Origin of the sequence: Bacillus sp. JJ1764, from assembly GCF_036962145.1 — a bacterium.
Lineage (GTDB): Bacteria > Bacillota > Bacilli > Bacillales > Cytobacillaceae > Neobacillus.
Genome location: NZ_JBALNY010000016.1, coordinates 8,516 through 27,205 on the forward strand (window position 1 = coordinate 8,516; position 18,690 = coordinate 27,205).

18 protein-coding genes, 1 pseudogene and 1 riboswitch are annotated in these 18,690 nt (G+C 41.2%); of the genes and pseudogenes, 16 read left to right on the forward strand and 3 right to left on the reverse strand.

The window, feature by feature from the left end; all coding sequences use genetic code 11:
* Positions 1–192: 192 nt before the first annotated feature.
* The 15 genes and pseudogenes from hutU to V7083_RS02365 all read left to right on the forward strand — a co-directional run bounded on the left by hutU (position 193) and on the right by V7083_RS02365 (position 14,993).
* On the forward strand, positions 193–1,866 hold the full coding sequence (gene hutU / locus V7083_RS02295) for a urocanate hydratase (protein WP_335474945.1): 1,674 nt from the start codon (positions 193–195) through the stop codon (positions 1,864–1,866).
* A gap of 44 nt (positions 1,867–1,910) precedes the next feature.
* Entirely contained in the window at positions 1,911–3,203 is a 1,293-nt protein-coding gene (gene hutI, locus V7083_RS02300; protein WP_335474947.1) for an imidazolonepropionase, read from the forward strand.
* Entirely contained in the window at positions 3,181–4,182 is a 1,002-nt protein-coding gene (locus V7083_RS02305) for an agmatinase family protein (protein ID WP_335474949.1), read from the forward strand. The genes hutI and V7083_RS02305 overlap by 23 nt, the downstream gene beginning before the upstream one ends.
* A gap of 241 nt (positions 4,183–4,423) precedes the next feature.
* Positions 4,424–5,530 (forward strand): hypothetical protein, encoded by a 1,107-nt coding sequence (locus V7083_RS02310; protein ID WP_335474951.1) that lies wholly within the window; start codon positions 4,424–4,426, stop codon positions 5,528–5,530.
* A gap of 58 nt (positions 5,531–5,588) precedes the next feature.
* Positions 5,589–6,704: a glycosyltransferase family 4 protein gene (locus V7083_RS02315; RefSeq protein WP_335474953.1), complete on the forward strand. Its 1,116-nt coding sequence runs from the start codon at positions 5,589–5,591 to the stop codon at positions 6,702–6,704.
* On the forward strand, positions 6,701–7,489 hold the full coding sequence (locus tag V7083_RS02320; RefSeq protein WP_335474955.1) for a HipA family kinase: 789 nt from the start codon (positions 6,701–6,703) through the stop codon (positions 7,487–7,489). The genes V7083_RS02315 and V7083_RS02320 overlap by 4 nt, the downstream gene beginning before the upstream one ends.
* Positions 7,490–7,597: 108 nt before the next feature.
* Positions 7,598–8,497 (forward strand): UTP--glucose-1-phosphate uridylyltransferase GalU, encoded by a 900-nt coding sequence (gene galU / locus V7083_RS02325; RefSeq protein WP_335474957.1) that lies wholly within the window; start codon positions 7,598–7,600, stop codon positions 8,495–8,497.
* 350 nt (positions 8,498–8,847) lie between these two features.
* Positions 8,848–8,956, forward strand: a riboswitch (TPP riboswitch).
* 87 nt (positions 8,957–9,043) lie between these two features.
* Positions 9,044–9,850 (forward strand): hydroxyethylthiazole kinase, encoded by an 807-nt coding sequence (gene thiM, locus V7083_RS02330; protein ID WP_335474959.1) that lies wholly within the window; start codon positions 9,044–9,046, stop codon positions 9,848–9,850.
* A 12-nt stretch (positions 9,851–9,862) separates the two neighbouring features.
* The gene (gene thiD / locus V7083_RS02335; protein ID WP_335474961.1) at positions 9,863–10,660 is read left to right on the forward strand and encodes a bifunctional hydroxymethylpyrimidine kinase/phosphomethylpyrimidine kinase; all 798 of its coding nucleotides are present in this window, start codon (positions 9,863–9,865) and stop codon (positions 10,658–10,660) included.
* Positions 10,657–11,309 (forward strand): annotated as a pseudogene (gene thiE / locus V7083_RS02340) (thiamine phosphate synthase). The gene thiD and the pseudogene thiE overlap by 4 nt, the downstream one beginning before the upstream one ends.
* The gene (gene thiW, locus V7083_RS02345; RefSeq protein ID WP_335474963.1) at positions 11,306–11,815 is read left to right on the forward strand and encodes an energy coupling factor transporter S component ThiW; all 510 of its coding nucleotides are present in this window, start codon (positions 11,306–11,308) and stop codon (positions 11,813–11,815) included. The pseudogene thiE and the gene thiW overlap by 4 nt, the downstream one beginning before the upstream one ends.
* A gap of 1 nt (position 11,816) precedes the next feature.
* Positions 11,817–12,488, forward strand: a complete 672-nt coding sequence (gene tenA / locus V7083_RS02350; RefSeq protein ID WP_335474965.1) for a thiaminase II — start codon at positions 11,817–11,819, stop codon at positions 12,486–12,488.
* Positions 12,463–13,221, forward strand: coding sequence for an ABC transporter ATP-binding protein (locus V7083_RS02355; protein WP_335474967.1), 759 nt, complete (start codon positions 12,463–12,465; stop codon positions 13,219–13,221). Before tenA ends, V7083_RS02355 begins: the two co-directional genes overlap by 26 nt.
* Positions 13,211–13,978: an ABC transporter permease gene (locus V7083_RS02360; RefSeq protein WP_335474969.1), complete on the forward strand. Its 768-nt coding sequence runs from the start codon at positions 13,211–13,213 to the stop codon at positions 13,976–13,978. The genes V7083_RS02355 and V7083_RS02360 overlap by 11 nt, the downstream gene beginning before the upstream one ends.
* Positions 13,979–13,988: 10 nt before the next feature.
* Positions 13,989–14,993: an ABC transporter substrate-binding protein gene (locus V7083_RS02365; RefSeq protein ID WP_335474971.1), complete on the forward strand. Its 1,005-nt coding sequence runs from the start codon at positions 13,989–13,991 to the stop codon at positions 14,991–14,993.
* A 167-nt stretch (positions 14,994–15,160) separates the two neighbouring features.
* Here V7083_RS02365 and V7083_RS02370 read toward each other — a convergent pair whose 3' ends face one another.
* Together V7083_RS02370 and V7083_RS02375 are read right to left on the reverse strand one after the other, a co-directional pair.
* Positions 15,161–15,895 carry a protein-glutamine gamma-glutamyltransferase gene (locus V7083_RS02370; RefSeq protein ID WP_335474973.1) on the reverse strand — a complete coding sequence of 245 codons (735 nt, stop codon included), beginning with the start codon at positions 15,893–15,895 and terminating at the stop codon, positions 15,161–15,163.
* A gap of 105 nt (positions 15,896–16,000) precedes the next feature.
* Positions 16,001–17,491 carry an MFS transporter gene (locus V7083_RS02375; protein ID WP_335474975.1) on the reverse strand — a complete coding sequence of 497 codons (1,491 nt, stop codon included), beginning with the start codon at positions 17,489–17,491 and terminating at the stop codon, positions 16,001–16,003.
* A 136-nt stretch (positions 17,492–17,627) separates the two neighbouring features.
* Between V7083_RS02375 and V7083_RS02380 the strand changes: the two genes are divergently transcribed.
* Positions 17,628–18,053 (forward strand): MarR family winged helix-turn-helix transcriptional regulator, encoded by a 426-nt coding sequence (locus V7083_RS02380; protein WP_335474977.1) that lies wholly within the window; start codon positions 17,628–17,630, stop codon positions 18,051–18,053.
* A gap of 92 nt (positions 18,054–18,145) precedes the next feature.
* Here the strand turns inward: V7083_RS02380 and V7083_RS02385 are convergent.
* Positions 18,146–18,690, reverse strand: a 545-nt coding sequence (locus V7083_RS02385) for an MFS transporter (RefSeq protein ID WP_335474979.1), incomplete at its 5' end; no start/stop codon positions are given.

Below are 18,690 nucleotides of genomic sequence, written 5' to 3' on the forward strand. Positions count from 1 at the left end.
TTCTTTAAAATAGCCTTTTATATAAAAAATGTGCACTTAATCTAAAAATATTACTACTTTTTAGACAACCTTCCTAAATAAAGTTCTCTTTTACCTAAAAAATTTACGATACATCAAAACATTCATTGGTATTTTTCAGAAGATTTCCATTTTAAAATAAAGATAATGAATAGTAATAAGGGAGTGAAGGAAATGGTGGAAAATACAGCTAAATCAAGAGTGATCAAGAATTTTAAAGGTACTGAATTACATGCAAAAGGGTGGATTCAAGAGGCTGCGCTCAGAATGTTAATGAACAATCTAGATCCTGAGGTTGCGGAAAGACCTGAAGACTTGGTCGTATATGGCGGAATTGGAAAAGCAGCAAGAAACTGGGATTCTTACGATGCAATAGTGAAAACACTGCTTGAGCTGGAAAGCGATGAAACGTTGTTAATTCAGTCAGGAAAACCAGTTGCAGTCTTTAAATCGCATAAAGACGCACCAAGAGTATTATTGGCAAACTCAAACCTTGTTCCGGCCTGGGCCAATTGGGAACACTTCCACGAACTAGATCAGAAAGGGTTGATCATGTACGGACAAATGACAGCGGGAAGTTGGATTTATATTGGTAGCCAAGGGATCGTTCAAGGCACCTATGAGACCTTTGCCGAGCTGGCACGACAGGAATTCAGCGGTTCCCTGAAACATACTATTACGCTAACAGCAGGACTAGGCGGAATGGGTGGTGCACAACCGTTGTCCGTAACCATGAATGATGGTGTATGTATTGCGGTAGAGGTGGATGAATGGCGAATCGATCGCCGTATTGAAACGCGATATTTGGATGTCAAAACACATGATTTAGATGAGGCATTGAAATGGGCACATGAAGCGAAGACGGCCGGAAAAGCCCTATCAATCGGTTTATTGGGCAATGCTGCAGAAATTTTACCACTGATGATTGAAAAAGGTTTCACGCCTGATGTGTTGACTGATCAAACCTCAGCTCACGACCCATTGAACGGGTATATACCTGTTGGTTACACACTTGAACAGGCAGCGGTATTGCGCAAGGAAGATTCTGCTGAATATGTGAAGCTTGCAAAACAAAGTATGGCCATCCATGTAAAAGCCATGTTGACTATGCAGGAAAAGGGAGCCATCACCTTTGATTACGGCAACAATATCCGCCAGGTTGCCAAGGATGAAGGTGTCAAAAACGCGTTTGATTTCCCTGGGTTCGTACCAGCGTACATCCGTCCATTATTCTGTGAAGGAAAAGGGCCGTTCCGTTGGGCAGCTCTTTCAGGCGATCCAGCTGATATTTTAAAAATCGATGAGGCCATCCTCCGTGAATTTAAAGAGGATGAACATTTATGCAAATGGATTAAGATGGCTCAGGAAAAAATTGCCTTCCAAGGCTTGCCAGCACGGATTTGCTGGCTAGGGTACGGGGATCGTGCTCGTCTAGGAAAAATAATCAATGATCTTGTGGCTTCTGAAGAAGTTTCGGCACCAATTGTAATCGGTCGTGATCATTTAGACGCGGGTTCAGTTGCTTCTCCTAATCGTGAAACAGAAGGAATGAAGGATGGCAGTGATGCTGTATCTGACTGGCCGATCTTAAATGCACTGATTAATGCGGTGGGTGGTGCCAGCTGGGTTTCGGTTCACCATGGCGGTGGAGTAGGTATGGGTTATTCTCAACATGCTGGGATGGTCATTGTGGCTGATGGTACGAAGGAAGCGGAAGTGCGCTTGCAGCGGGTATTAACGACTGATCCGGGTATGGGCGTAGTTCGACATGCAGATGCGGGTTATGACCTGGCTATTAAGACAGCTAAAGAAAAGGGAATTAAAATGCCAATGCTCGAACAGGAATAGAATGTTGAAAGTTTGCTAGCAGCAACAGGATTAGGAGGATCTAAATGGGAAAAGCAATTTTTATTAGACATGCATCACAGCTTGTCACTTTACAGGGGAGTTCAGATGCTCCCCGGGTAAAGGACGGGATGTCAGAGCTTGGGATCATTGAAGATGGCAGTATTTGGATTGAAAATGGTTTGATTCAGGCAGTGGGTACGGATTCAGAATTACTGGAAAAATATGAAGGCAGGCTAAATGAGGCAGGGGTCGTGGATGCGAGCGGAAAAGTGGTCACACCGGGATTAGTCGATCCCCATACCCATCTGGTGTTTGCTGGAAGCAGGGAAAATGAGTTTAATATGCGCCTGCAGGGTGCGACCTATATGGAAATCATGAATGCGGGTGGCGGGATTCATGCCACGACTAGAGCAACAAAGGCGGCCACAAGTGAACAACTTTTTCAGGAAAGCTACCAACGCTTAAATCAATTTTTAAAGCACGGGGTTACAACCGTGGAAGCAAAAAGTGGCTATGGAATGGATTGGGAAACCGAACGGAAGCAGCTGGAAGTGGCAAAAGCGTTACATGAAAAACATGCCGTTGATGTTGTTTCAACGTTTATGGGAGCACATGCCGTACCAAAAGAATACAAGGATCAGCCGGATGAATTTGTTCGAGTATTAACTGAAGAAATGATTCCAAAGGTAGCGGAGCTTGGTTTGGCCGAGTTTAACGATGTATTTTGCGAGCATGGTGTGTTTACTCCTGAGCAGTCCAAAAAAATTCTTGAGGCCGGCAAGCAATATGGGTTGATTCCAAAAATTCATGCTGATGAGATTGAGCCTTATGAAGGTGCGGAACTCGCGGCGGAGGTTGGAGCCATATCTGCAGACCACCTTCTACGAGCTTCTGAAGAAGGGATGAAAGCAATGGCTGAGGCTGGAGTTGTTGGCGTTCTTCTGCCAGGAACAGCATATTTTTTAATGGCGGAATCAGCAAATGGCCGAAAAATGATTGATTTAGGAGTTCCAGTTGCTCTGTCGACCGATTGTAATCCAGGCTCTTCACCAACTGTGTCATTGCCATTCATTATGAATCTAGGATGTTTGAAAATGGGGATGACACCGGCAGAAGTTATTACAGCAGCTACCATCAATGCGGCACATGCGATTAATCGAGCAGGTGAAATCGGCAGCTTGGAAGTCGGTAAAAAAGGGGATGTAACCATTTTTAATGTAGGGAATTATATGAAACTTCAATACTCATATGGAGTTAATCATACGGATACTGTTGTGAAAAATGGCCAGGTGGTGGTCAAAGGAGGTCAGCTAGTTGAAGAGCTTTCTTTTTCCTAAAGTGAATCCACCAAGTTTCACCTGGGTTCTTTCTGTGGAAGGAGCAGTTGTATCAAAAGTTCATGAATGGATTCGGCCGCTATCAAATGAGTCAGATCCTGAAAAAAGTAAAAATGCCGATGCGGTAATCGTCGGGGTACCGCTGTCTCGTTCATCGATCAGTCCATCCGGTGCATCTGAATTTCCGGATGCCTTCCGCCGCGCATGGAAGGGATTCACTACCTATAATCTTGATGAGGACTGTGATTTATCCCAAATGACAGTGTTGGATGCCGGAGATGTGCCGATGCATGTTACCGATATTCGTCAATGTCATGAAAATATCATGGATGCTTCTGCAGCCTTACACCAGATTTTTGATCGTTCTAAAATCTGTGCGATTGGTGGTGATCATTCCATAACAGCCATGATGGTGAAGGGGCTGCAACGGGCCCGACCTTCCGAAAAAATCGGCATTATTCAGTTTGACACCCATTTTGATCTGCGCGATCTTACTGACAATGGTCCTTCAAATGGAACTCCGATGAGGAATTTAATCGAAAGTAGTATAGTCGAAGGTTCCAATATGTACAATATCGGTCTGCATGGATTCTTCAATACAAAGGATTTGAAGGATTACGCTGATAAGAAAGGTGTCAATTATATCACTTTGGCCAAGGCTCGGAAAAAAGGAATCGCCTCGACCGTTTTAGATTGCTTGGAAAAACTGGCTGAAAAGGTCGATACCATTTACATGACCATTGACATGGATGTGCTGGATATTGCTTACGCACCAGGAGTTCCGGCGTCTACACCTGGCGGGATGACAACGGCTGAGCTTCTTGAAGGAGTCTTGACTGCTGCTCGTCACCCAAAAGTAAATTCCATGGACATTGTTTGCCTCGATCCATTAAAAGACACCGCAGTCCAACCAACGGTTAAACTGGGAACCCTTGTATTTCTCACCTATTTGACAGGGGTTATGCAAAGGGAAAAATAGAACTATCATAAAAGTAAAAATAGTGCAATCGGTGCCTGTCACCATTGCACTATTTTTTTGGGGAACAGGGATTTATATTTTGGGATTTATCTATGATAGGAGCCTGTACCATTTGATAAGCTTTTGAATTTACTATAAGAGATAAGGTATTGTCATGCATTGTATGGACGGAAAGGATCTACTTCCTTTTTTCTAATGATTTACCTTAAGGAAAAGATGTGAATTGGAAGGGAGGAGAAGAATGGATATAAAGCAGTTGGAAATTTGGGTAGAAGGAATCAAGGTTACCAATATGATAAATGCTGATGTGGAAGTGGAAAATCTTTCACCGATGCAGATGATTGGAAAGGGGCGTCAAGGGGCCGTTTTCCAATATTCTGATGATATTTGTGTGAAGGTATTTGGTAATCAAGAAGATTGTGAGAGAGAACATTATGCCTTATCTCTCGGCCAGCATACAAATCTTTTACCAAAAGTATATGCCAAAGGAAAACTCTATATCGCTATGGAAATCATCCGTGGAGTGGATTTGCGGGAATATCTGCAATCACAGCCGCTCACTTGGGAGCTTTCATTGAGATTAATTGAAATGTTAACGACGTTCAAAGAAATTGGTTATGAACGGATCGACCACCATAAACGGCAAATCTATTTGCAGCCTGATGGGAGTTTAAAAGTTATTGATGTAGCCAGGACGATTTGGCGTGATCGAGTATACCCGTATCCTCGCAAATTATTAAATTCTTTAGGAGAAGAATACAAGGAACTATTTTTACAGCATGTGCAATGGTTTGCTCGACCTTTATACGAAGAATGGCAGCATTATATTCGGATGGAGGAGCTTTCACGAGACATTTATCAAGTGCTCATTCAACAACCACCGGATAAGGATAAAGTCAGCAAGGTAAGCGAAATTTTGCAAGTAAAGGATAATGAACAAGAACATGTAAAACAGCTTACTGGTTTGATGTATAAGGTTTTTAAGGAAGAATGGATCAAAACCATGTTAGCCCGCGGCAGTGATCCTGACAAGGTACTTGAGAAAATCGAGGAATATTGGGATAAGCGGGAGGCGGAAATAGGCGTCTATATGAACCGAAAAGATGAAAGTGACGACTGGGATCGGTATAGCAAAAAAGAATACTATGGTGAAAAAAGCTCTCGGAATGAAAAGGGACAAGATAAAAAAAGTAAGCACAAATCTGATAAAAGATCTGATAGCAAGAAAATGAACGAAAAGAAAAAACCTGGAGAAGGACATGAAAGGACCCACCGTAGAGGTCATCGAGAAGAACGAGACAAAAGGCATGATCGAAAAGATTTTCACGGCGAAGGGAGAAAAAGATAGAGTAAGATAATGGAATGAAAAAGAGGGAGATGCCCTTCTAAAGAGAGGTGATCCAAAAATGAAAGTGCTGGTCATCTGGCGTTTGCTAACAGTTGGCGGAGTAAATGCCGGTTGGCGCAATCGGGCTATTTATTTTAAAAAAAACGGGATTGAAACGGAGTTTTTATACACGACGGACCATGGGGGACTCCATATTATGGAGGATGTGGCAAAGGTCTATATAACTAAGGATGAACAAGAGATAATAAAAATGATTAAAAAGAATTCATATGATGCCATCATTGTTGTGGATACCGGAGCAGCTTATAAATGGATTAGAAAGGCTAAATACAAAGGCCCCGTTCTAATTGAAGCCCGGACCCCTGAATTGATAAAATTAATGCCTCATTTAAAAACGTTTAAAAGAATTCAACCTCAGGTCATCATCGTCCCCTCCCAATATCAAAAGCGCCTTGTCTCGATTTTAACGGATGAGGTCCCCATTCAAGTCATTTACAATGGTGTAGACAATCAATTTTTTACAGCTCTTGCCCCGGAAGAAATCCATTATGAACATGAACCAATTCTTCCAGTGGGTAAAAAAATAATTGGTTGGATTGGCCGTACTGATAAGCGGAAAAATTGGCCCATGTTACTTGAGATTGCCAAACAAATTAAAAGTGAACGATCGGATATTGAGATTTGGTTAATAGGTGGCGCTCAAAGTGTTCAGCGTGAGGAGTTTGCCGCAGCTTGGAAGGATGAAGGACTGACGGATATACTGAAATGGTTCCCAGTGATCCACTATCAGCAAATGCCGCATATGTATGCAAAAATTCGTGAATCAGGCGGCTGTACACTTGCTACAACCAAGTCAGAATCGTTTGGTAATACATTTATCGAATCAATGGCTTGCGGAGTGCCTGTAGTTGCTTCGAATATGATGCCGATTAATGAAATCGTGATAAATGGTGAGACAGGTTTGCTATTCCGGGGGCAAAATGTGGAAGATGCAGTGAACCAGATTTATCAAATTCTTGACGACCCCCATTTACATGGACGAATGTCTGTGACAGCGAGGAAGCATGTAGAGGAAACCTTTAAGATTCAGCTTGTGGCCGATCAATATGTTAAATTGCTAAAAAGTATTGTGAATGAACATGCCCATATTGACGGTGAGGTGTGTAATGAATGATTCAGCCTATTTCTTATGTGAAAAAACTAGAAGGGAAATCAAACGCTCACCTGATTACATTTAGTGATGGTAAAGATTATGTGGTGAAATACTTTCAGCCAGGATTTGACCGTTCACTGCCAAATGAATGGGTCGCTTATTGCTTGGGAAGGTTCTTAGGATTACCGATTCCCTTTGCTACCATTGTTGAAATTCCGGAAGAATTTTCAGTTAGCATTCCTGAACTGGCAGAAATGCATCTTACTCAGCATCAATTTGCCTCTGTTTACATCCCGGGATGTTATGACGGGCATCAAGTTTCCACCGTTTCATCGATTGTAAATTCACAATCACTGGCAGGGATTATTTTATTTGATTACTGGCTATGTAATCGAGATCGGACCCGTAAGAACATTCTTTTGCGGGAAGACACTCCTAATTCGTATCAACTTTGGGCGATTGATCATGCGGAGATATTTGCCTCTTATAACTGGCAGCATCCAGATTCTGAGTTGCTCCCCGTAGGGATTTTGAAAAGTGCGACACACCAATTAATGGCGCAATTTATCACGGATGAGGGGCAATTTATTAAACAAATGGAGGTGATACAATCGATTCCCATTTTATTAATCGAGGAAATTGTATCACTTATCCCTGATGATTGGAATGTTTCAAAAACAGAAAGAAAAGAAATCGTTACTACTTTATTAACTAGACGTTATAAAATTCTTCCAAAACTGATGAATGGATTTATTAAAAAAGTCTATCGGCCGATCCAATCAAACATGAATGGCTCCCGAACCTGATTGGGGAGGGAGTTTTTTTAGACACACGTATAGTAGGGTTACTCTCTTTGGCCATAGTTGTACGATTGCATATAAACGAAAAAGTTGAAATACGGAAGGAGGCTAAACATGAAAATCCGAAAGGCCATTATTCCAGCTGCCGGCCTCGGTACCCGCTTTTTACCTGCAACGAAAGCCCAGCCCAAAGAAATGCTGCCAATAGTCGATAAGCCAACCATTCAATATATTGTTGAAGAAGCCGTTGCTTCGGGAATTAAGGAAATCATCATGATTACCGGAAGGGGAAAGCGGTCGATAGAGGATCATTTTGATAAATCATTTGAGCTGGAAGATACGTTGTTAAGAAAGAATAAATTCGAGGCATTAGCGGAGGTTCAAAAAATAACTGAACTCGTTAAAATCTATTATGTCCGACAAAAAGAACCTTTAGGACTAGGGCATGCGATCCTTTGTGCAAAAAATTTAATAGGAGACGAGCCGTTTGCCGTAATGCTGGGAGATGACATCGTTCAATCAAAAACACCTTGCTTAAAACAGCTGGTGGATATTTTTGAATACTACAACAGTTCAGTTGTCGCCATCCAAGACGTTCCGGATCAAGATGTAAATAAATATGGCATCATCAAACCAAAAGGGCAAATGTTAAACGAATCACTATGCTATGTTGACGCATTCGTCGAAAAACCAAACCCAGATGTCGCCCCTTCCAACCTAGCTATCATGGGTCGCTACATCCTACGCCCGGAAATCTTCCAAATCCTCGAACACTTCCCAATCGGACAAGACAACGAACTCCAACTAACCGAAGCCATCAACCAACTCAACCAAACCCAAGCCATCCTCGCCTACAAATTTGAAGGAAACAGATACGATATCGGCGACAAAATCGGCTACATCAAAGCAACAATCGACATCGCCCTCCAAAGACCCGACACCCAAGCTTCCGTTCTTGAACACTTGAGGAATATATTGGAAATTGGTGACAAGCACCACAAAAGTACAAAATAGAGTGATTTGTCCATATGGGGAGGACAAAATGTAAGGGATTACCAATAGCAGGAGAACAAATCATGATTAGGGGTATGGTTTGTTTTCTTTTTTTGTTATTTGGTTGATTTTTTGATTAGGGGATGAATTTCTATGCAGTAATTTATTGCTCGGGAAAGCGCAGGATTAGACATTTCTGGATGGGATTTGTCGGTTGGTGGAGAGGCTTTTTAAGTTAAAATCAAGCATTCTACTTAATGGATTATAATAATGTTATGTAAACTAATTACTACTATATTTTTGTAGCTCCCTGAGTTTATTTCTTTACAACATAGATGAATATGGTTATGATAATAAAAGTTTAATAAATATCAATCTACTAGGGGTGCCCTGTATCGGGCTGAGAGAAAACTGCGAGGTTTTTAACCCTTTGGACCTGATCTGGGTAATACCAGCGTAGGAAAGTAGCTAATGCGAAACAAAGCTGTTTCACGTTCGTTTAACCTCAAACCAGGTCCAATAATGGATCTGGTTTTTTTATGTTTACAAAGAAAAGGAGAGATGGACATGGAGAAAATATTCTTAGTCGAAACATTACAGAAGGTTAGAGAAAGGAATCCGCTGGTACATAATATCACAAATGTGGTTGTCACAAATTTTACAGCAAATGGCCTGCTGGCAATGGGGGCATCACCGGTCATGGCTTATGCGCCTGAAGAAGTCGCTGATATGGCCAAAATAGCCAGTTCACTCGTATTAAATATTGGAACATTATCTGAACCTGTCGTTGAGGCCATGTTGATCGCCGGAAAAGCGGCAAATGAACAAGGGGTTCCTGTTATTTTTGATCCTGTTGGTGCTGGTGCTACTCCATATCGCACAAAAACAGCACACAAAATCCTAAGTGAAGTGAAAGTGAACATTATCAGAGGAAATGCTGCAGAAATCGCCAATGTTGTCGGTGAAAAATGGGAAATAAAAGGGGTAGATGCAGGAAATACAGGAGGAAATGTGGTAGAGCTTGCCCAAAAAGCTGCTAAGAAATTAGCATGTACCGTCGTGATTACCGGTAAAGAAGATGTCGTATCAGATTGTAACGCAACTTATCTCATCTCAAACGGTCATCCGATTTTAACAAAGGTGACTGGCACCGGATGCTTATTAACCTCGGTAGTTGGGGTGTTTGCAGGGGTGGAACATGATTTGATGAAGGCTACTATCTCTGCCCTCACCTTTTATGGCGTTGCTGCTGAAAAAGCAGCACATAAAACAGTGGAGTGTGGTCCGGGTAGTTTCCAGATCGAATTTTTAAATCAACTGTCACTAATTTCAGAAGAAGACCTACATCAATTGGCTTCCTTTAGAAAAATGTAAAAGGGGACGGAAATGATGAAAAAAGCACTAACAATTGCGGGCTCCGACAGTGGTGGCGGGGCAGGAATTCAAGCGGATCTCAAGACTTTTCAGGAATTACAGGTGTTTGGAATGNNTACGGCGCAGAATACGTTGGGTGTTCATGGTGTTTACCCCATGTCGGCAGAGGCGGTAGAAAAACAAATAAAAGCCATTGGTGATGACATGGGGACGGATGCCATAAAAACCGGAATGCTGTTCAATGCGGAAATTATAGAGGCTGTAGCAGAAAATCTGAAAACCGATAAATGGGGGAATCTGGTAATCGACCCGGTCATGATCGCTAAAGGGGGGGCGTCTCTATTACTAAATGAAGCCATTTTTGCAATGAAAAAACATTTAATACCCTTAGCAAAGGTAATTACTCCGAACATCCCAGAGGCAGAGGTTTTAACGGATATGAAGATTCTTACCCAAAAGGATAAACAAGAAGCTGCAAAACGTTTATTTGATATGGGAGTGACCTTTGTGGTCATTAAAGGTGGACACGATGAAGGTTCAACTGAATCTTCAGATCTATTATTTGATGGTGAAAAATTTATTACCTTAACGAGCAAACGAATCCCAACAAAAAACACACATGGTACTGGATGTACATTCGCAGCGGCCATAACAGCGGAGCTGGCAAAAGGGAAAACTGTTCATGAGGCGGTAGTCGTCGCCAAAAATTTTATACAAGCAGCAATCGAAAACGGGATCTCAATTGGTCAAGGCCATGGTCCGACCAATCACTGGGCATATCGAAAAAGAAAGGAGTTTACCACACTATGAAAAATTTAGGCGATGCACTAAAGGTTTATTTCATAATGGGAAGCACTAACTGCCAAGAGAACCCCCAAAAGGTACTCCAAGAAGCGATCCAAGGGGGGATTACCCTTTTTCAATTCCGCGAAAAAGGGGACGGAGCACTAACTGGGTTGAAAAAATATAACTTAGCAAAGCAACTGCAGGAGATATGTAAACAGAATCAGGTACCGTTTATTGTCAATGATGATATCGATCTCGCAGTTGCTTTGAATGCAGATGGTGTACACATCGGGCAAGACGACGAGGATGTAAGAACAGTAAGAGAAAAGATGGGCGACAAAATTTTAGGTGTTTCTGTGCACTCGTTGGAAGAGGCAGAAGCAGCACTAAAAGATGGGGCAGATTATTTTGGAGTGGGTCCGAGATTTTTCCTACTACAACCAAGGAAGATGCCAAACCCGCACGTGGTACAACGGTAATCCAGGAGCTGCGTTTGATGGGATTTACGACACCAATTGTTGGAATTGGCGGGATTACAATAGAAAATGCACATATCGTAATGGAAGCTGGTGCGGATGGTGTGTCTGTGATTTCTGCGATTAGTCAAGCTTCATCACCGTATAAAGCTTCTAAGGATTTGAAAAATAAAGTTTTTGGAGTTGTAACGCCATGAATAAAACCTATAAGATCACACTTACAGCCATGATGATTGCCATTGGGACTATTTCTAGCAATCTTGTAGCCATTCCGATTGGTTTTACAAAAGTATTTCCAGTCCAGCATTTTTTAAATGTCTTGTCAGCTGTTTTACTAGGACCCTATTACGCTGTCGCCCAAGCCTTTTGTGTTTCACTTATCAGAAATCTAATGGGGACCGGGTCGATCTTTGCCTTTCCAGGAAGTATGGTGGGAGCACTGCTGGCTTCTCTTTTATTCTATAAAACTAGAAAAATCTATTTCGCCTTTATTGGTGAGGTAATCGGAACGGGAATTTTCGGAGCGATGCTTTCTTACCCAATTGCCACGCTGATCATGGGACAGAAAGCGACCCTATTTGGGTTTATTCCTTTATTTATCTTTAGTTCATTTGCAGGTGCGTTGCTAGGATTAGTCATCCTCTCCATTTTTTTGAAAAAGAATGCAATCCCATCAAACAAAATCGAAATAGGGAGGGACTAGGGTGAAATTTTCCGAGACCTTGTATGAAAAAGTACGGGAAATATGGGAGAAAACTCATCAGCATCCCTTTGTTACCGGATTAGGAACAGGAGAACTACCGGTTGAAGTGTTCGTTCATTATATGAAGCAGGATTACGTGTTTTTAATCGACTATTCAAAATTATTTGCATTGGGATCGGTGAAGGCAAAAGATGTGAATATGATGAAGGCTTTTGCAAAATTGCTGCATGAAACCTTAAACGCGGAAATGGAGCTACATAGGAGTTATGCATCCAAGTTTGGGATCACTTGTAAAGAACTTGAGGAAACGAAGCCAACTCCGATCAATTTAGCCTATACCAGATATATGTTGAATGTGGCTCAAACAGGGTCATTAGAGGAGATCATCGCCGCATTATTACCTTGTATGTGGAGCTATCGTGAGATTAGCAGTATGCTAGCAGTTAAATATCCATGTTCTAGCAATCATCTATTATATGGAGATTGGGTTACGATGTATAGCTCCATTGAATTTGACGCTTTGACAACATGGCTTATCGACATGCTTGATACATTGGCTGAGGGAAAATCAGAACGGGACTTAGCGGTTTTAGAGGAACATTTCCTAACAACTGCCCGGTTTGAATATATGTTCTGGGATATGGTTTATGATGGTGGTGATTGGCCTGTTTGAAGCATCAACTCTCTCCATCACCAATTTGTCCTATTCCATTGATGAACGTAATTCCATTTTTCGCGATGTCTCTTTTGAGGTAAAAGAGGGAGAATTTGTATCAATCATTGGCAAGAGCGGGTCGGGAAAAAGCACACTTTTTAAATTGATTGCTGGTTTAATAAAACCGGATTCCGGAGAAATAGTGTTAACTGACAACAAAACAAAACTGTTAGGCGAAGTGGGGTATATGCCTCAACAGGATTTACTATTACCATGGAAGACGGTCCTTGAAAATGTTTCACTTCCCTTAGAGGTTAAGAAGGAAAAGTTGAACCTAGAAGAGATTCGATTATGGTTAGCCAGGTTTGGACTGGACCGATATGAACATGCTTATCCTCATGAACTCTCAGGTGGAATGAGACAGCGGGCAGCATTTTTGCGGACTTTATTGACTGGAAAAGACTTGTTATTACTCGACGAGCCATTCGGTGCTTTGGATTCTTTTACAAAAAGAAAGATGCAAAGCTGGTTATTGGGTCTATGGGACGATTTACAAAAGACGATCTTGCTCGTTACCCATGATCTGGAGGAAGCCCTTTTATTGAGTGATCGAATTTTGATTCTCTCCACAACAGGAATAAAAGACTGGAAAGTGAGCCTCTCAAGACCGAGATGTGACCAAGTAATCTATCAACCTGAGTTTATGACAATGAGAAAAGAACTGGAGCTGCTAATTCACCATGAAAGCTAATTGGAAAAAATGGTTTGGGGATTATGGGTTATTTTTATTAGTCCTGATTCTGGTAGTTAGTTTATGGGAAGTAGTGGTTAAAAACGGCCAGGTTCCCGAGTTTATTTTACCTGCACCATCAACTGTCATAAGGTCACTTATAGCTAATAGAGAGATTTTGTTTGAGGTCCATTTAATTGCAACATTGAAAGAAGTTTTAATTGGATTTGCCCTCTCTCTTGGATGCGGTTTACTTTTGGGGGTGGGAATGTATTTTTCGAGAATCATGGAAAAAATCTTGTACCCATTTCTAATTATCTCGCAAACAATACCAATGATTGCAATATCACCTATTTTCATTCTGTGGTTCGGCTATTCCATTTGGAGCAAAATTGCGGTAACCATTTTAGTGGCTTTTTTCCCTATTGTGGTTAGTACCTATGACGGTTTAAAAGCAGGTGGAAATGACTATAGGGAATTGTTGTTAACTATGGGGGCTGGCCGATGGACTATTTTTCGAAAAATACAGGTACCAATGTCCTTACCCTCCATTATGTCCGGATTGAAAATGTCTGTGGTGTATTGTGTTGTAGGCGCAACCATTGGGGAATGGCTAGGCGCAAGCGAAGGTTTGGGGTATTTTAGCAGAAGAATGTCTGGAAACCTGCAAGCGGATGCTGTCTTTTCAGCTATCTTTCTGCTATCACTACTTGGCATCGTGCTATTTTTGTTAATTAGTTTAGTAGAGAAGAGGCTTGTGAAAAATATATTTCGATAAAGGATGATTCTTGGTGAAAAAATGGTTTGTCATTTTAATAAGTTGTTTATTTGTTTTTGTAAGTGCATGCGGAAAGGAAAAAGTTGCCCCTGCCACAAGCGAGGGCGGGAAATTACAAAAAGTGAATTTGATGTTGGATTGGTATCCTAACGCGGTGCATTCGTTTCTTTATAGTGCAGTTGAAAAAGGGTATTTTAAAGAACAGGGGTTGGACGTCAATATTCAAATGCCTGCGGATACTAATGATCCTTTGCGTTTGGTAGCAGCCGGGAAGATTGACATGGCAATCAGCTATCAACCAGAAGTATTGGTGGCACGTGGGGAAGAAATACCCGTTCAGTCATTTGCAGCGCTTGTTCGGCATCCGTTGAACCAGTTAATGGTGCCAAAGAATGGTCCGATTCAAACACCAAAGGATCTTGCTGGTAAAACAATTGGGTATCCTTCCATTCCATTGGATGAAGCAATTATTCAAACGATGGTAAAGTCTGCAGGAGGGGACGCCAACAAAGTGAAAATGGTGGATGTTGGGTGGGATTTGATTCCTGCCATGGCTACGAAAAAAACAGACGCCTTGATCGGCGGTTATATCAATCATGAGAAATTACTGTTGGAGAAGGAAGGACATCCAATGAAAACCTTGAATCCAGCAGACTACGGGGTTCCTGACTATTATGAGTTAGTTTTAGTAGGAAGTGAAACGGAACTGAAAAAGAACCCAGAAATGTTTAAAAAGTTTATGAAAGCTATAAGGAAAGGCCAAAAATATGTGACAGAACACCCAAAAGAAGGACTAGCTGTCTTACTCAAACACGAAGACAAAACCAGCCCGTTAGACAAACAAATCGAAACCAAAAGCCTGGAAATCCTCCTGCCACTCATGAACCCAGCCGGAGAAGGAAAGCTATTTGGCTATCAAGACCCTGAAACCTGGAAACAAGTCGCCAAATGGCTCAACCAAACCAAAATCCTCAAGAAAAACACTGATCCGGAAGAGGCTTTTGTTAATTTTTAAATGGTGATAAGAAATTGGGACATTAAAAATAGGGACTTTATATGGTAACAAAGTGGTGACAGGCACCGCTCGTGGACAAAAACCCCTAAATTGTCCGTCTAGGGTGGATAAATTGGGGGTTTTTGTCAATTTATATATTTTATTGAATGCAAATTAAGTAAACAAACCTAGTAGGAAGATAATGTGTGGTAGTGTGGTCTTGAAATAAGTCGCATGAGGTAGGCTGAAAGTTGTGGATTCGGCCTTCTTTTTTTATTTAGGAAGTCGATGATGGTGCTGGCGTTTCGAATCCCAACACCATGGCCGTAGTATTGATCGTCACCGAAGTATACGACGTTTTCGGCGCGCCAGTGGGGCTCTCTTGGACTAAAGTCTGGATTGTTGAAGTGGAGTACGTCACCGGGAAGGAAATCATCCCCATATTTTTGATAAATGGGCAGGTCTTCATCGAATTGCCAGTCCATCAGGTATAGGCGGTTAAATAGATAATCGAATTTTGCACTCCCAATTGAGTAGAGGGTGGCAATATATAATACGATTGCAATCCCTGTTGAACATTCAAACGCATAAAGTGAACCATTTTTTAATATATCAAGAATGGCCCTGGACGGACTAATTCCTTCCCTTAATAGAAAGCCCCCGTTACTCAAACGATACCAATAATTTTTATTTGCAATCGCGTAGGTAAAAGTAGTAAATTTAGCTTTGCTTGAATTAAGTTCCCTTGCAGCTTGCATGGTATTGATTCGGAATTGCAGTTCAAATTCTAATTGTTGAATGGAAAAATAATGATACGTTTCGCTATAGGTATCCATTTGGTTCACGATGAGCATTTGCTCCGGCTTCTTAAGATCCTTTACTAATTCCTTCGGTTTCACCACAACATTATTTATTCTAATCATGGACCGGCCTCCACTTAAGTATAATCAACTTCTTCTTAAAAATATGATAAAGAATAGCAAATTATCATTTTTTCAAAAAAATAGAAAAAGCCAGAACCCTGGCTTTTATAGTTTACTTTTTTGACTGATGGATGCCTCTCCGTGAGAGATTGAATGAACAATCCGTCTAGTTTTAATTAATCGATATCCTGTAAGAACAGCAGAAGTTAAACAAATTATTGCCGAAAGAATGAAAACAACATGCATTCCTTCAATAAAAATATCAGGATGACCAGGGATCAACCCCGTAACACGGTGCCCTGCTTTTAGGCTCATTACCCCAAAGAGTGTGGTAGTTGCTAAGGAAATACCAATGACCATGCCAAAATTCCGTATTAAAGAATTGATGCTGCCAGCAATACCTAAATGTTGCCGAGGTACAGTTGACATAACGAGGGAATTGTTAGGGGACTGGAATAATCCATTGCCAAATCCCAACATGGCTACAAGCACCCCAAATAATGGTACTGAACTCCCGTTATGAAGGGTCGCCAAGCCAAATTGGGCAAGAACCATAACAATCAAGCCTATAAAAGTTAAAAACTCTGATCCTATTTTATCAGACAGGGCTCCGCTAAACGGGGCGGTTACGGCCATTGTAATCGGAAATAGCATTAATAGAAACCCCGAGCCCAAGGGTGTCAAATGTAAGATATTTTGTGTATAAAACGGTGCTATGATATTAAAGCAAAAGGTCGAGGCAAACACCAAAAAGCCGCATAAAATACTTAACGAAAAAGCTGGATTTTTAAACAGTGCAAAATGTAGCATTGGTTGATCTTTATGAGATTCCGTCCATAAAAATAACATAAAGGTAATAATGGAAACAACAAGTGATGTAAGGATCCGCCAATCATGGTAGCCTACCTGTTGGCCAAGGAGCAGTCCGGAAAACAGCGAAATAATAAAAATAGAAAATAATAGGCTGCCGTTCCAATCTAAATTTCCTTTATGCAAACCAAGGTCCTTCGGCAGAAGACGCCAACCTACTGAAATAGCTATAATTCCAATCGGAATGTTAACCCAGAAGATAGACTCCCAACCTAGAGCCGAAACAAGAATTCCACCTGCACTTGGTCCTGCAATACTGCCTAGTGAAACAAACGTACCAACCAATCCCAGCGCCTTTCCGCGTTCTTTTATTGGGAAGATATCAGTGATAATTCCTTGACTATTCGCCATTGTCATGGAAGCTCCGACAGCTTGGACGATACGAAAAATGATCAATTCAGTAAGGGAGGAACTGATGCCACAAAGCAAAGAGCCAACTAGAAAGATAACAGTTCCGAATTTAAATACTTTAATTTTTCCAAAAATGTCACCTAATCGGCCGAAGAAAAGAATAAGAGTACAAATTGCTATTAAATAGCTGCTGACAATCCATTGTGTTTGCGAGATGGATAGATTTAGATTTTTAGATATAACAGGAAGGGCAATATTTACAATACTGCCATCCAATGTTGACATGAAAACGAATAAATTCAAAATGATCAAGATCGTCCAGCGGTTTTTCTGGATCATTGGATCAGCTTGAAATGTATTAATTTCTGGTTTCATCTAGAGTGCCTCCTTTTTAAGCTAGGATATTAGTTGTGTTTGCAACTATTATAATAGAAATAGTGTAGCTTACGTTAGTTGCGTGTGCAACTAATTTAAGTTACACTTTTGTTAACAATAAAAAAGGAGTAAAAAAATGAAGGGAACTCCAATAGGGAAATTAATTTCACAGATTAGCCGGCAGAATCAAAAATACTTAACGAGAGAACTGAAAGCATATCAAATTGGCGGTGGTGGTCAACATAGCTTTCTGATTGAAATCATTAGAGAGCCGGGCATCAACCAGGATCAACTAACAGACAAACTCCAATTTGACAAAGCTACCACAGCACGGACCGTAAAGCAACTTGAGGAAGCCAGTTACATCTTACGAAAAATTGACGAAAACGACCGCCGAGCCTATATGCTTTACCCAACAAAAAAAGGGATGGAATTCTACCCAACCCTCCAAAAAATAATCGAAACATCCAATCAGAAACTAACACGAAACCTGTCTGAATCCGAAATAAACCAACTGTTCACACTACTTAAAAAAATAGAATTCACTTCAAGAAAAAATTAAGTGTCCACTGGAGGAGGACAATTGTCCACGAACGGTGCCTGTCACCATCATTGTGTCACCAACCATTGTGTCCCCATCTAATTTTAGCCTCGTTATCCTTTTGCTAAGGAGGTTTTGCGGTTTTTGACCGATTTGATGTACATGATGAAGAATACGATGGCGCTTAGGAAGCGCAAGATTGTGCTGATGTTTAAGGCTGTTATAATGCCGTTTTTTTCAAGAAGCCAGATGCCGATTTGTGGTGCGACAAAGGCGACGAAGGACAGCAGGATGTTGTAGGTGGTGATGCAGTAGGTTCGTTTTTCTTTTGGTGATTGCTCGAGCAAAAGGTTGAACAATAGCAGCATGGTACCTGATACGAAGAATCCTGATGTCATGCTGACAAAGGTTAGATAATATAGGTTGGTGGATAGAGCGTTTAGAAATGGGGCCGTCGCCATCCCAAGGGCCACCCAAACAAGCATTAGGGTATTCGATTTTTGTTCCGCCCATTTTTTCCACAGTGGAAAGGAGAAGATTTGCACTAACTGGTTCGCCACGGAAAAAATACTTATCCATAAAATAGTGGCATGAGCGTATTTGACGTTATAGATATTAAAAAGCCCCCAGGCCATTTGCCAAGTGAAATTGAAGCTAA